The following is a 15,105-nucleotide window of genomic DNA, read 5'->3' as shown; positions in this document are numbered from 1 at the left end:
AGTGGGGCATTCAAGGAGAGCTACCAAAAGACTTGACGGCAAGCCTATCCTCTTTTGATAAACAAAAAAACTCCAATTACAAACGAGAATTAGAGTTTACCTTACCAGATTAGACCGTTCATTTCGACATACGAAAAAAACCTTTTCACATTTCCCTTCGGCAGTCTTAACTGTATCAGGTTCAATGGGTATCATCTCAGCCTAAAGCACCCCAAATGTCTTTATTATTTTATTACTGGACCAGTATAACAGAATTTGAAAGCCCTAGCAAGATATTTGACTGGAAAATATATTTATATAGTTTGTTTGTTAATTCTTTTAATCTACATCAAAGGATTGCATCTGTCCTATAGTTCATAACCAATATCAAAAAAGGCTAATTCTAAAGCAACTGCTTGATTCCAGCGTTGCTGAAGTTCTGTAAAATCTTCTCTACCTTTCCCGACACGATTGAGTTCGTCAACCAGAAATTGAACCCACTCTGTAAAGAAAGGACCTCTATGGAGATTAATCCATTCCGAATGAATATAGGCTTCAGGTAGAGCCAAATCTTTAGAACCCCAGTCTAAATAGAGACCTTCTGCAATAACCAGCATGACCAAAAGATGAGCATAGTCTGATGAAGCCACAGCAGAATACATTAGCTCCTGAAACGCTTTTGTTACAGGGTGCAAGGTCACTTCTAGATAGTCATTCTCTACTACTTTTAACTCTTTGAAAGCCTTTTGGAAATAACCATCTTCATCTGCTTCAAGAAAGCCTAGTTGCTTGGCAAAACGAAGTTTGGATTCAAGCTGGTCTGCGTGAGCTACACAGGCACCCAGCATGGATAAGAAGGCATCAAAGAAATGATAATCTTGAATCAGGTAGTCTTTTAAGACCTTATTCTCAATTATCCCCGCAAAAAGTTCGTTAACAAAGCGATGATTGATTGCAGCCTGCCAATCCTCCTGACTGCTTTTTAATAATTCTCCAACGGTCAAACCTGGCTGAAATGCATAGTCTTGTGTTTCCATATTTATTTTTCCTTTCTTTACTCCTTAGTAATCAATAAAACACCAAGAGATACCAAGCAAAATCGTAATTCCACTTGATACTTTTAAAGAACATCGAGGGCACTTGCAGAGAGCTACCTAAACAAGCCTATCCAGTTTGTATAAACAAAAAAACTCCAATTACAATTAAGAATCAGAGTTTACCTTACAAGATTAGACAGTTCTTTTCGACATACGAAAAAAACCTTTTCACATTTCCCTTCGCCAGTCTTAACTGTATCAGGTTCAATGGGTATCATCTCAGCCTAAAGCACCCCAAATGTCTTTATTACTGGATCAGTATAACAGAAATTGAAAGCCCTAGCAAGATATTTGACTGGAAAATATATTTATATAGTTTCTTATCATCCTTTGTTATGACATGTCAATCTTCCTCAAGATGAGAAAAACCTCCACATCAAATGGAGACTTCCTACTTTATCAATACAACTTCAAATCACGTGAATCAACTGGGAAGGATGGATTGTATGGATTGTGACGCAGTTTGAAGCGTTTAACATCTTCAATAGTCTGAGTTCCAGATAACTGCATGACTGTCTTCAATTCCGCATTCAAGTGTTCAAAGACTTGACGTACACCCACACTACCACCAAGAGCTAAGCCATAAATGACAGGTCGTCCAATGGCTACTAAGTCTGCTCCTGAAGCCAAGGCTTTAAAGACATGCTGACCCCGACGAACACCAGAGTCAAAGACAATTGGCACACGTTTGTCAACTGCTTCTGCTACTTCTTGAAGTGAGTCAAAGGCAGCTGGTCCACCGTCGATTTGACGGCCACCGTGGTTGGTTACCCAGATACCAGAAGCTCCAGCAGCGAGTGAGCGTTCAACATCCTCACGGCATTGTGGTCCCTTGACATAAACAGGAAGTCCTGAGTATGTAGCGATAAATTCTACATCACGTGGAGACAAGCGTTGTTTGGCTGACTTGTAAACAAAGTCCATTGATTTACCAGCACCTTCTGGCAGGTATTCCTCAACAATTGGCATACCAACGGGGAAGACAAAACCATTGCGCTTGTCGACCTCACGATTGCCCCCTACAGTAGCATCTGCTGTCAAGACAATTGCTTTGTAGCCCTCAGCCTTCACACGGTCCATGATGTGGCGGTTGATACCGTCATCCTTACTAAAGTAAAATTGGAACCAGTGAGGTGTCCCTTGAAGGGCTTCTGTAATTTTTGGAAGATCTACAGTAGAGTAAGAACTAGTTGTATAGAGAGAACCAAACTCATGCACACCACGTGCAGTAGCTACTTCCCCATGTTCATTTGCTAATTTATGAGCCGCAACAGGCGCCATAATGATTGGCGAAGACAATTTTTCACCTGCAAATTCAATCTCTGTACTTGGATTTTCCACATCACAAAGCGTATGTGGAACGATGAGTTTGTGGTTAAAGGCACGGATGTTCTCGCGTAAAGTGAAAGTATCCTCTGCTCCACTAGCGATATAACCAAAGGCAGCTTTAGGAATAACTTGTTGAGCCATTGGCTCCAAATCATAAGTGTTAATAAAATCTACAGGTCCTTCTGCATTGCTTGTTTTAAATGACATAAAATTTCCTCCTATTTGAGTAAGCGTTTTCTTTTTTCTTTACACATACATCTTACCTCTTTTTCAGAATCCTTTCAAAAATTTTGTCTGGGAATTTCAAACTGATTACCTGGACCTTTCAAAAAAATCAGGTAATCCTTGTGACTACCTGATTTTTCTATGCTCTAAACATTTTGCCAATTTTCTTGGTCTTCTTTAAAGCGTTTGAGGAGAGCAAGTCCTTCTGGTGTAATGTAGCCTTCTTCTTGGGCTAGGTGGATGAGCTCACTGTAGTTTGAAAGAGTCACTAGTTTGACACCAGCATCCGCAAAGTTCTTATCTGCTTTTGGTAATTGATAGCTGAAGATAGCCACGACACCAAGCACATCTGCCCCTTCACGTTTAGCAGCTGCTACAGCTTCAAGAACCGAACCACCAGTTGAAATGAGGTCTTCCACAACGACCATCTTTTGGCCTTGAGCTACACGGCCTTCGATTTGGTTTCCAGCTCCGTGGTCTTTTGGTTTGCTACGGATGTAAGCAAATGGCAGATTCATCTTGTCAGCGATGATGGCACCGTGTGGGATACCTGCAGTCGCTGTTCCTGCAATCACTTCTACCTCTGGGAATTCTGCCTTGATGGCTTCCACAAAACCATTCTCAATCAAGGTACGTGTCTCTGGGTAGGCAAGTGTTACACGATTATCCGTATAAATCGGTGACTTGATACCTGATGCCCAAGTGAAGGGCTCTTCTGGTTTGAGGTAAACAGCTTGAATTTTCAATAGATGGCTAGCAATGTCTTTCGCAAGTGTCATGGGATTCTCCTTTGTATTTTAAACTATATTCTTATTTCCAGTCTTGTGTCCATTCATCCTTGATAGCGTGATAAGCTACTACTGGATCAGTGGCCTGAGTGATTGGGCGTCCGACAACGATATAGTCACTACCAATTTGATAGGCATCTGCTGGTGTCATGACTCGTTTTTGATCTCCTACTGCAGCGCCTGATGGACGAATGCCGGGTGTCAGGCAAATAAAGTCTGGACTGGTAGCTTCTTTGATGAGCTTCACTTCCTGAGCTGAACAAACCACACCATCTAATCCCGCTTCCGCAGTTTTCTTGGCATAGTGAATAACCGATTCTTGAAGACTGGTTTGAATATTTTGAAAGTCTCTCATTTGTTCCTCAGAGGTTGAAGTTAACTGAGTGACAGCAATCAATTTGGCTTCTTTCCCAAGGCCTTCACGCGCAGCTTTCATCATCTCAACGCCACCTGCTGCATGAACATTGGTCATATCAACGCCCAGATGAGACAAGACCTTCATGGCTGATTTGACTGTATTTGGAATATCATGGAGTTTGAGATCCAGAAAGACACTATGTCCCAAACCTTTCAGATAAGAAACAATCTCAGGTCCTGTAGCATAATAGAGTTCCATACCTACCTTTAGATAGAGGCTCTCTCCTGCTGGAAAAAGAGCTAAAAATTGCTTGACTGCCTCAAAATTTGGAAAATCAAGAGCAATAACTGGACGAGCTTCGCGCATACTTTTCTCCTTTTACCTTTGTAAGCTAGAGAGCATGAAAAAAGGAACCTGCCTGCAACAAGGTTCCACGAAAAATGGGTAGTCTCCACCCTTTCACCGTCTAACCTTAGCTGCCTCTCTGGACTGCTTTAAAGGTTTTTTACTATTCTATTATTTAAAGCGGTACTTGTCAAGTAAAAACAAGTAACTGAACGAATCATCTGAAACTTAGCGACTCTGTGTTGTTTGAGTCGTCTGTGTTGTTTGATCTTGATTTCCTTGCTCAGCTTGTTTTTTCTTCTCTTCTTCCTGCTTCTTCTTTTCCTCTTCTTTGGCTTTGACTCTTTCGTCATCCAGAGCCTTATCCACTAGACTATAGCTATAAATACCGACCTCCATGTCAATACCGCTAGGAACTGTTAACTGTGGTTTTATCTTACTATAGTAAGGTAATTTCTTCCCTAGTTCTGATAATGGCACCAAAATCTCGTCTGTGTCATACATGGTAATCTTTAGAAGGTCACTTGTTACCTTACTTGGTGCAAGTTCAATCTTCTCAATCTCTTGCTTAATTTCAGGACTAACTTCATTTAGCTGAGAAATTAGGGTTTTAATCTGGTCCTCATCGTTAAATAAAACAGATATATATTTCTCAGGTAAACTATCAGCATTAACAGCTGTTGATTCAATACTTCCACTAGATAAGATTGGATAATGGCTATCTCCAGAAACAGAGTAGGCTACAATCTCAAATTCTTTAACTTCAATGGTGAAGTGAACTGGAAATTGATAAGTTATCTTAGCAGATTCAATCCAGTGATTTGATTTGACCATTTCCGCATGCTTATCTTTATTTAAGAGCAAGCTGATTGTATAGTCACTGTCACGAATGCCAGACGCTTCTCTAACTTGGTCTGCACTTGTCTGAACAGTACCTGTAACGTCAATATGTTTCATTGTAGCTAGAGGACTTAGTAGATAAATAGACAAGAATAAGATTATAAAACTTGGGACGAGGATTGTAACTGCTCGCCAGATATGTATAGAAGGAATGGCTGGTTTTGGAGGTTTACTCTTGGTTTTTACTTTTTTCTGTTTCTTAACCTTTTCGTCAGTTTTTTCTTTCTCTACTTGATCCTGACTCTTAGAGTCTTCTTGAGGAGTTTCCTCCGAATCTTTCTCTTCATTTGAAGTCTCATCGCTAGTATCCGAATCCTTCTCTTCAGATTTTTCGGATTCTTCGTCCACTTCTTCAGAACTCGTAGAGTTTTCTTCCGTTCTTTTGCTCAAATACTCCTGGTGTTGTTTTTGCCATTCTGACACTTCTTGAATGCTTTCAGAAGACTCTGATACTTGTTCTTCTTTTTCACGAGCTTCTTCTTCGGCACGTTTCGCCTCTTCTTCAGCCTTTTTTTGAAGATATTCTTGATTTCGTTTTTGCCACTCTGACAATTCCTTGCCTTGAGTGTCCTGATTCTTTTTATCCTTTGACATCAATTTTCCTTATGATAAATCTTTTTTGAGTAGCTCATAAAAATCTGCCACAGATTTTAATTCCTGAGAATTCTTCATCTTGTTTTGGTAAATCTCTTTGTTGGCCAAGAGTTGATTTACTTTTTCTTCTAAAGTTGACAAAGTCAAATCGCTCTCTTGCAACTCCTCAGCATAGCCTTTCTTCACAAAATAGGCTGCATTTTCAATCTGGTCTCCACGGCTGGCTTCACGACCCAGTGGCACAATGACGTGCAATTTAGCCATAGCAAGGAGTTCAAAAATCGTATTGGCACCACCACGAGTGATGACCACATCAGCCAGATTCATGAGTGGTTGATAGAGTTCCGTCGCATAGTCAACACGGTAGAGGTTTGAACTTAGTTCATTTAAACTAGCATCACCTGTCAGGTTGATGATATTATAGCGACTAGTCAGCTCTTCCTTGTGGTCTGTTACTAGTTGGTTAAAGACACGCGCCCCAGCAGAACCTCCAACAAAGAGAAGAGTAGGTAACTTGTCGTTGAAAGAAGTTCGGATATCCACCATTTCTTCAGGTTCTTCCATAACTGGAACAGAAACCTTGGTCACAGCTCCTACATGTTCTACCTTAGTGAGACTAGATGCTTGCTCGAAAGTAGAGTACATCTTAGTCGCAAACTTATAGGCAATTTTATTGGCCAATCCCATAGAGAGGTCAGATTCATGGATAAAGACTGGTACTCTGCATACTCGCGCTGCGATAACAGGCGGAACAGATACAAATCCACCCTTAGAAAAGAGGGCTTGTGGACGAACTCGAAGCATGATAAAGAGCGATTGAAGAATTCCAAAAGCAACCTTAAAGACGTCAACCATATTTTGCCATGAGAAATATCGACGTAATTTCCCTGTTGCAATCGAATGGAAGGTAATATCTAAACCTGACTTGAGAATTTCATGATGCTCAATCCCATTTTTATCACCAATATAGTGAACTTCCCAGCCATCTTCGATGAACTTAGGCATTAACAAAAGGTTGAGGGTAACGTGTCCAACCGTTCCCCCACCAGTAAATACTATTTTTTTCATATTATCCCTTTAACTCCGCTACAGTGTCGATGAAAAGATCTCCACGTACTTCAAAGTTGGCATACATATCCCAGCTAGCATTAGCAGGACTGAGGAGAACCACATCTCCTGCTTCTGCAAGTTCATAAGCCTTGCGAGTTGCATCAGCAATATCTGTTGCATCCACATAAGCCACACCAGCCTTGTCCGCTGCACGTTTGACACGTTCTGCAGATTGACCGAGGATGACCATTTTCTTAAGTCCTTTAATATCCGGCACTAATTCATCAAATTCATTTCCACGGTCCAAACCACCAGCAATCAAGATAACCTTGCTATTATCAAATCCTGACAAGGCTTTTTGAGTTGCTAAGATATTGGTTGACTTACTATCATTGTAGAATTTAACACCATTGATTTGGTCTACAAACTGGAGACGGTGCTTCACACCACCAAAGGCTGACAAGGTTTCCTTGATGGTTTTATTGTCCACACCACGCAGTTTAGCAACGGCAATGGTTGCAAGAGCATTTTCCACATTGTGGCTACCTGGAACACCGATTTCATCAGCTGCCATGACTTTTTCACCACGGAAGTAGAGAAGACCATCGTCAAGATATGCTCCGTCAACCTTTTCAAGTGTTGAGAATGGTACTACAATCGCGTTTGTCTTTGTAGCAAGCTCTTTAGCTAATTCCTGGTTGAAGTTCAATACTAAGTAATCATCTGCTGTCATATTGCTTTGGATATTCCACTTGGCTTCGACATAGGCATCAAAAGAACCGTGATAGTCAATATGCGTTGGCATCAGGTTGGTAATAACAGCAATTTCAGGATGGAATTCCTGAATTCCCATTAATTGGAAAGAAGAAAGTTCCATGACAAGGGTGTCCTTATCTGTCGCAGTTTGAGCAACCTGACTAGCAGGATAACCGATGTTACCTGATAAGAGTCCATTTTGTCCTGCAGCAGTCAGAACTTCACCAATCATGGTTGTGGTCGTTGTCTTACCATTTGAACCAGTAATTCCAACAATGGGTGCATCAGAAATCAAGTAGGCCAACTCAACCTCAGTCAAAACTGGAATGCCTTTTTCTAGAGCTTTTTCAATCATAGGGTTGCTATAAGGAATACCAGGGTTTTTCACCATGAGGGCAAAATCTTCATCCAACAATTCCAAGGGATGACCACCAGTTACAACCTTGATACCATCTTCCAAAAGGCTTTGAGCAGCTGGATTTTCCTCAAAAGGCTTGCCATCATTAACCGTTACAATGGCTCCCAACTTGTCCAAGAGACGAGCTGCAGACTCACCTGATTTGGCTAAACCTAGGACTAATACTTTCTTATTTTCAAATTGATCAATTCGTTTCATATCTAGAACTCCATTTCTACTCTTACTATTTTACCATTTTTATGAAAATAAAAAAGCCACAAAGGGCTTTCTTATTTGTTTTTTGTTATTTGGAAACTCAATTATCAAGTTTAGCATCTTTGTTAAAGATTTTTTGCTACCAAGAAACATAAAAAAGCGGACAAGATCTAGTTCTGTTTCTTGAAACTAGTTTGTCCACTTTTTATAGTTGAGATTATTTTCTTGTCCAATCTCTATAATCTAAATACTGTCAGATTATTTTATTCTTCGTCTTTCTTCTTTCCCATTGCAAAGAGTCCAAGAAGCGCTCCCACAACACCTGCTGTTGCAAGGGTTGCATTTTCCTTAGTACCTGTTTCAGGGAGAATATGTTGACGACTTGCAGGCGCCTGGTAAGTCTTGTCTTGTGACATAGCGAGGGCTACAAGAGATTGATTATCTTTGTACTCCGGTACTTCATTGACCGCTGCTTCGGCTGCGTTCACGCCACCAGTATATTCTGGAACTTCGTTCACCGCTGCAAAGACTGCATTGGCACCACCTTTATACTCTGGCACATCATTAACCGCTGCTTCGGCTGCGTTCACGCCACCAGTATATTCTGGTACTTCGTTCACCGCTGCCTCGACTGCATTGACTCCACCTTTGTATTCTGGCACATCGTTAACCGCTGCCTCGACTGCATTCACACCACCAGTGTATTCTGGAACTTCGTGAACTGCTGGTTCGACTAGATTCGCTCCTAAAGTATGTTCTGGTACTTCGTGAACTGCTGCTTCAACTCCATTCACGCCTCCAGTGTATTCTGGAATTTCGTGAATTGCTGCCTCTTCTCCATTCACACCGCCTGTGAACTCTGGAACTTCATGTATAGCTGGTTCTTCTCCATTCACACCACCTGTGAACTCTGGAACTTCGTGTACAGCCGGTTCTTCTCCATTCACACCACCTGTGAACTCTGGAACTTCGTGTACAGCCGGTTCTGTCTTAGCGCTTTCAGCATCTGCCTTAGTCAATTGAATGCGGTATTCCTTAATATGTTTACCACTTTCTGAAACAAGATGAATCAAGACTGGAAGTTTATCATCACCACTATCAACAATAGTTGCTGCTACGTTTTCGCCAGCTTCAACTGTTACTTGAGGACGATTTCCACTGTAGGTTACTTGGTAATCCACACGATTTTCAGAGAAGTCAGCAATCTCTTTACCATCCACAAGAAGTTTTGCAGCTGTACTATCCTTAGGTTCCTCACTTGGAGCAATGAAGGCCATTTCTGTAATAGCTACACCCTTAGTATCAGCTTTTCTATCCATGCGCCATCTCATGGCCTTAGCTTTAACTGGGGCAAAGGTTACATGGATATCAGTACCTGCTTGAATCTCTTGATCCGCACGGTATTCAACTTTCTCCCAGTTAGAAGGAGTGTTGAATGGATGTTCTGGATCGTATGGTTGGTAGTTAGAGTAGTATTCTGGTGAATCAAATTCTGGTCCCACATAGCGCTCTAAGACTAGTTTAGAAGGTGCATCTGTACCACCATCTGAGAAGAATCGAATACTTCCTTCAGCGACTGTACGTTCAACAATCTTACCAGCTTCTCTAAAGATAACCCCTACTGAAACTTCTGGATTATCAGATGGAGTTGGAGACCAGTTGGTCCAACGACGGGTTTCATCATCTGAACCATCGTTAACATAGTCCACACGATCATGAGAATTTGGATCAATATCGTTAGTTGCAGAAGCAAATGAGCGGTTGCTATCGTCATCGAAGTCTGGGTTGTCTGATAGGTTTTCACCGAGTTTATCAGTCACACGTACTGCCACTTCAGCAGTTAAATCAGTACCTAAAACGCGACCACGAACTGTAAATTCACCTGCAGTCGCTAGACTTTCAGCTGGAACTTCATCCCATTCAACTGCCAAGTCTTTGACTTCATAGCCATCTTTACCTGTGAAGTAAACAGCGACTTTCGCAGGCAACTCAAGAGTATGCCCCTTAGCAACCAAGCGTGACGATTTCACAGCAACAACAGGTTTACTTGCTAGCAAGTCTTTATCATTTGTAAAGTGGAGACGGTATTCACCTAGAATATCTCCGTTTTCAGCCTTAACAACAACACGAACTGGATCCCCTTCACGAACGCTTGGAATCACTGTAGCAATACCATTATCTGATACACTTGCTGTTACAGTTGGTGCTTGGTCTTCTTTAGCTTCTAGATAATAGTCAGTCAAGCCAGGGTTAAAGTTTGGCAAATCTTTTCCATCTACTTTGATTTGAGCTTGAGCTTTCTTAGCTGCAGCTACTTGTTTAGAGAAGATTTGAATTTCTGTAATGGAAGTACCCCATTTACCATCTGGTCTAACCATACGGATACGAACCGCATAGGTATTGACTTTATCAAAGCTAAAGTGAGTCATTTCTCCAGCTCTCACTTGATCTGGAGCTTTAAGATTTGTCACTTGCTTCCAGTTATTGTCATCGTTAAAGACGTGGTCTTCACTAGCTACAAAGCTTGGGTTCTTAGGAACTGTTGGAACATCTTTTCCTACATAGTATTCGATGACATAAGACTTAGGTGCACCAACACCGTGGTCTTCGTGGAAGGCAACATTGAGATTGTCAACCGAACGTTTAGACAGGATACCAGAATCACCAAATAGGATTCCGACCGATGCTTCACTTGTACGTTTCCAGTTTGTCCAGCGGTTTGCCGGTTGATCATTAAATGAGATTAGTTTGTCATTGACATTGGCTACTGAGTCACTTGGATTTGAGTCTGATGCAAAGGCAAGTGGTAACTCTGAACCTGTCCATTGATCAGAAATATTTGCACCAGTTTCAGTTTGAGCAGATACACGCACATGAAGTTTCGTTGGTAACTGAGTCCCTTCGACATGCCCTGTAACGGTAAAGCTACCTTCAGTTGCATATTGGCTTGGGTCAATAGCATCCCAAGTCACTTTAGCTGAAGATACTTGGCCGTTTGAGTGGTAAGTACGAACACTTTCTGGTAATTGAGGAGCTTCTGAAACTGGAGTTGTTGTAGTCACTTCTTCGACTGCAATGATACCTTCTACAGAAACTTTAGCATGAGCTTCGTTTTCAATTCCTTCTACATTACCTAGAACATCAAAGCTGTGGTATTTAGCAAGATCTTCCTTAGCAACTGCTTGCCAAGTTACCTTGTGAACTTTTGGAAAACCTTTATCGTACTCTACAGTTACTGTATCAGGTAGACTTGGTTCTTGGTTCAAACCTGTCACGACACTTACTGGACGAATGGCCTGGACAACTTTATTTTCAGTATTTGCCTGAATGTTCAAGTCAATCTGACCTTCAGCTCCTTCAAATTGAGCTTTCAAAGTTACTTGACCAGGTTTATGCAATTCAAGCATACCTTTACGAACAGCTACGTCTCCTTCACCTGATGTTGAGAAGGTTACCTTGTCAGCTTTTAATACGGCCTGAGTTCCATCTTGATAATGAGCCAAGACTTTGATACCAACTGTTTGGTCTTCTTTCAGTGCGTCTGCATTTTCAACTTCTAGGCTTAAACGTTCAATCTGAGGAGCTTCTTGTAAGAATTGGATAGCATAAGTCTGAAGTGCTCCACCATCATTTGGTTGAACATAAATACTAGCTCGCATACCATTTGCTTCGTTAGCTTGAATAACAGTAACTTGCGCGTTTTCAGCTAAAGCTTTAACCTCAGGTAAAGCAGCTCCATAAGCAAGTTTATGGTATAGAACCGGTTGATCAGTTGAGAGCCCTTCTACAGGCTGGTCTGCAACAGTTACAGTCGGTACTACTGGTGAAGCCACTTGACCTTCGGCAACTACAAAGGTTGCAGCGATTTCATCATCACCTGAAATTCCTTTAGCTTGGATACGAGAGCCTGGGATAGTTAATTTAGCTTGATCTTCAGCTGCAACTTCCCACCTATCAACGTCATAGCTTCCTAGAGTACCATCTGACAATACATAGCTAACAGATGGATCAACCGTACTCAGATCTGTAGTTGGTGCAATTCTCTTAACTACAGGTAATTCTGCTTGGAGTGCCAAGACTTCAACACGCGCTTCCACATCTCTTCCGTCAGCCACACCTTTAACAGTAAAAATACCAGGTTGGTTGACATCAACTGCGGACCATTCTACTGGAAGTTTTACACGACTGCCATCACTGTAGATAAATCCTACTTTTGAAGGCATTTTCGCTGCTTGACCGATTACTGTACGAACTTTAGGAACCTCTGTACCTAAAACAGTTTTTTCCTCTTGGTCTTTCTTACCTGTGAAGATAGTTGTCTGACCAGATTTCAAGAAATCAGAGTGAGCAGTCAAGGTGAATTTACCTGCTTGCTCAGTTGATTTGACAATCACAACACCCTTACCATTAAAGGCTTTGCGAATCCATGAACCATCTGCTTGTTCTTTGTAACGTTCACGGCTGGCTTGTTCCCCGTTATCCACACCGACAATCTGACCTTGTCCATGCAACTGGAAGCGAACAAGATTATTGGCTGTAGGAACTACGTTACCTTTACTGTCAACAATTTCGTAATAGATATAAGTGAGGTCTTTTCCGTCAGCTGCGATAGCATGTTCTTCTTTGACCAAACGAACCCCTGCAGGTTCTCCAGCGGTCACAATCTTATCACGAGCAACAATGTTACCAGCTTCGTCACGAGCTACTGCTTCTAAAGTACCTGCTTCAAAAGCAACCTTCCATTCAAGGTAAAGTTCATTCGGTTTAGCACCTTCTTGGTAAGTACGTCCATCACTTGTTTGTTTTTTAGTAAATGTCTTCTTGCCTAGAGTATTACCATTCAAGAACAGTTCCACACTTGCCGCATTAGAATAGGCACGGACTGGAATATTACCATCTGCATCCGCTACATTCTCTTTTAGGGTAGGATTTTCCCAGTTCCAGTGAGGAAGCAAGTGAACCATTGGTTTCTTCTCAGCAGAAACCCATTGGCTTTGATACAAGAAGTAGTCATGTTTTGGAATACCAGCTGTATCTACGATACCAAAGTATGAGCTTTTAACCGGTGTGTGGTTTTGGTTGTGCCATGGAGTCGGTTCACCGATATAGTCCGTACCAGTCCAGATGAACTGACCTGCGTAACCTGCATTGTCACGGTCAAAAGTCCAAGATGCTGTTGCTGTTTTACCCCAACCAACACGGTCATTACCGTAGTCTGATTGCTCGTAATGACGGTAAGCCTGATTGCTGTGGACCAATTCACGTTCTGGACGGAAATAACTTCCACGTGTACGAGTAGCTGAGGAAGTTTCAGAACCGTAAATCAACCAATTTGGATGTTTTGCACGAAGTTTCTTGTAGTTATCTTCTGAGTAGTTAAAACCAACGGCATCAAGTTCATTGGCAATCTTTTCATGGTCACCACTACCATCACCAAAACGGAACTTATCTGCTCCCATAGTGACATAGCGTGTCTTATCAACAGCCTTAATAACTTGAACCAAACGTTTAACAGTTGCTAGAGAACGTGGTTTTCCGTCTGCTTCACCGATTTCATTACCGATAGACCACATAACGATAGCAGGGTTGTTCTTTCCTCGTTCAACCATGGTACGAAGGTCAAAATCAGACCATTTTTCACCTTTTTTAGCGTCTGGATGAGTAGCATCTTTATCAAAGAAGCGACCATAGTCATACTGTTTCTTACCACCATACCAAGTATCGAAGGCTTCTTCTTGGACCAACAAACCAAGCTCGGCAGCGATCTGTAAAGTTTGCTCACTAGCTGGGTTGTGGGTTGTACGGATAGAGTTCACACCCATATCCTTCATTTGTTTCAGACGGCGGTATTCTGCCTTATAGTTTTCTTCAGCTCCAAGAGCCCCGTGGTCATGGTGAAGAGAAACCCCATGGAATTTAATGCGTTCACCATTTAAAGAGAAGCCTTCATTTGGTGTCCAGTTGTAGTAACGGTAACCAAACAAGTCCTTCTTAGCATCGACCAATTGACCATCACGATAAACACGTGTAACCAATTCGTAAAGGGCAGGCTTGTCGCTATTAACTGTCCAAAGTTTTGGTTTATCAACTTGTAAAATAGCATTCAAGCTGGCTGATTGATGAGCTTTCAACACTTGACTAGCTGTACGAACTAGATCCGTTACAGCTTGACCATTACGTTCAATGATTTGATACTCAGCAAGAATTTCATGATCTTTATCATCAGTATTGACAATCTTACTGGTTACATGGGTATCTACCTTGCCATTCTGCTGTTTTTCAAGATCTGGTGTTAAGATAGTTGTTCCATTTTTCTCAGTATGAACCTTATCTGTGACTTGAAGGGTAACATCACGGTAAATCCCGCTTCCTGAGTACCAACGGCTACTTGGTTGTTTGTTGATTGCATGCACTGCTACGACATTCTCGCGACCGTCTTTATGGAGATAGTCAGTGATGTCATATGAGAATTGGTTGTAACCATTTGGATAGTGACCAACTAGCTGTCCATTTACATAAACCTGAGAATCCATGTAAACCCCATCAAATGTGATACGAACATTCTTATTGAGGTCTTCTTCATCGAGTTTAAAGGTCTTACGATACCAAGCATCACCACCATTGAGTTGCCCACCTTCGTTTTGGGCAAGTGAGTTATGGTCAAAGTCATTGTAGATACTCCAGTCATGAGGGAGGTCTAATTTCTTCCAACTAGAAACATCGGCATCTGGCTTGACTGCATCTTTAGCATTGGCATTGAGCTTGAAATGCCAGTTTTGGTTGAATTCTACTTTTCTATCCTCAATCAACTGTTTTACCTCATCATTAGTTGCAGGTTTGAGCTCTGGTTTTTCTGTTTTAGCAGATTGATCCTGAGTCACAGCTGGAGCTTGCTTTTCTACATCAGAGGTTTCTTTTTTCTCAGGAGTAGTCTCAGTAGTTGGGGCTTCCACTTTTTTCTCTACTTCATGATTAGTTTCTACTGCTTCACTGTTAACAGTTTCTTTTGTTACAGGTTGTTCAGAAGCTTTTGAATCTACAGCTTCCTCTTTAGGAGTTTCTTTCTCCACT

Annotated in this window: 7 protein-coding genes, 1 pseudogene and 2 riboswitches; all 8 genes and pseudogenes read right to left on the bottom strand. The window is 41.6% G+C overall.

Features of this window, described 5'->3' with window-relative positions; genetic code table 11:
• Nucleotides 1–135: 135 nt before the first annotated feature.
• A riboswitch (TPP riboswitch) is annotated at nucleotides 136–224 on the bottom strand.
• A gap of 123 nt (nucleotides 225–347) precedes the next feature.
• On the bottom strand, nucleotides 348–1,016 hold the full coding sequence (locus tag ACESNQ_RS06680) for a TenA family protein (protein ID WP_368910255.1): 669 nt from the start codon (nucleotides 1,014–1,016) through the stop codon (nucleotides 348–350).
• Nucleotides 1,017–1,234: 218 nt separating this feature from the next.
• Nucleotides 1,235–1,323: riboswitch (TPP riboswitch) on the bottom strand.
• Between the two features lie 152 nt (nucleotides 1,324–1,475).
• On the bottom strand, nucleotides 1,476–2,612 hold the full coding sequence (gene lctO / locus ACESNQ_RS06675; RefSeq protein ID WP_373075853.1) for an L-lactate oxidase: 1,137 nt from the start codon (nucleotides 2,610–2,612) through the stop codon (nucleotides 1,476–1,478).
• Between the two features lie 164 nt (nucleotides 2,613–2,776).
• Nucleotides 2,777–3,409: an orotate phosphoribosyltransferase gene (gene pyrE / locus ACESNQ_RS06670; RefSeq protein ID WP_371498980.1), complete on the bottom strand. Its 633-nt coding sequence runs from the start codon at nucleotides 3,407–3,409 to the stop codon at nucleotides 2,777–2,779.
• A 31-nt stretch (nucleotides 3,410–3,440) separates the two neighbouring features.
• Entirely contained in the window at nucleotides 3,441–4,142 is a 702-nt protein-coding gene (gene pyrF / locus ACESNQ_RS06665; protein WP_373075852.1) for an orotidine-5'-phosphate decarboxylase, read from the bottom strand.
• A gap of 207 nt (nucleotides 4,143–4,349) precedes the next feature.
• Nucleotides 4,350–5,615, bottom strand: a complete 1,266-nt coding sequence (locus ACESNQ_RS06660) for a cell division protein FtsQ/DivIB (protein WP_373075851.1) — start codon at nucleotides 5,613–5,615, stop codon at nucleotides 4,350–4,352.
• Between the two features lie 9 nt (nucleotides 5,616–5,624).
• Nucleotides 5,625–6,683 carry a UDP-N-acetylglucosamine--N-acetylmuramyl-(pentapeptide) pyrophosphoryl-undecaprenol N-acetylglucosamine transferase gene (locus ACESNQ_RS06655; protein ID WP_373075850.1) on the bottom strand — a complete coding sequence of 353 codons (1,059 nt, stop codon included), beginning with the start codon at nucleotides 6,681–6,683 and terminating at the stop codon, nucleotides 5,625–5,627.
• Between the two features lies 1 nt (nucleotide 6,684).
• Nucleotides 6,685–8,037: a UDP-N-acetylmuramoyl-L-alanine--D-glutamate ligase gene (gene murD, locus ACESNQ_RS06650; protein WP_373075849.1), complete on the bottom strand. Its 1,353-nt coding sequence runs from the start codon at nucleotides 8,035–8,037 to the stop codon at nucleotides 6,685–6,687.
• Nucleotides 8,038–8,297: 260 nt separating this feature from the next.
• Nucleotides 8,298–14,873: pseudogene (locus tag ACESNQ_RS06645) on the bottom strand (SIALI-17 repeat-containing surface protein); the annotation flags it as partial.
• Between the last annotated feature and the right edge of the window lie 232 nt (nucleotides 14,874–15,105).

The organism is Streptococcus infantis (assembly GCF_964243025.1).
In the GTDB taxonomy this organism is placed as follows: Bacteria; Bacillota; Bacilli; order Lactobacillales; family Streptococcaceae; genus Streptococcus; species Streptococcus infantis_N.
The sequence above is the reverse complement of the archived record's forward strand: the minus strand, read 5'-3'. Positions and strand labels throughout refer to the sequence as shown.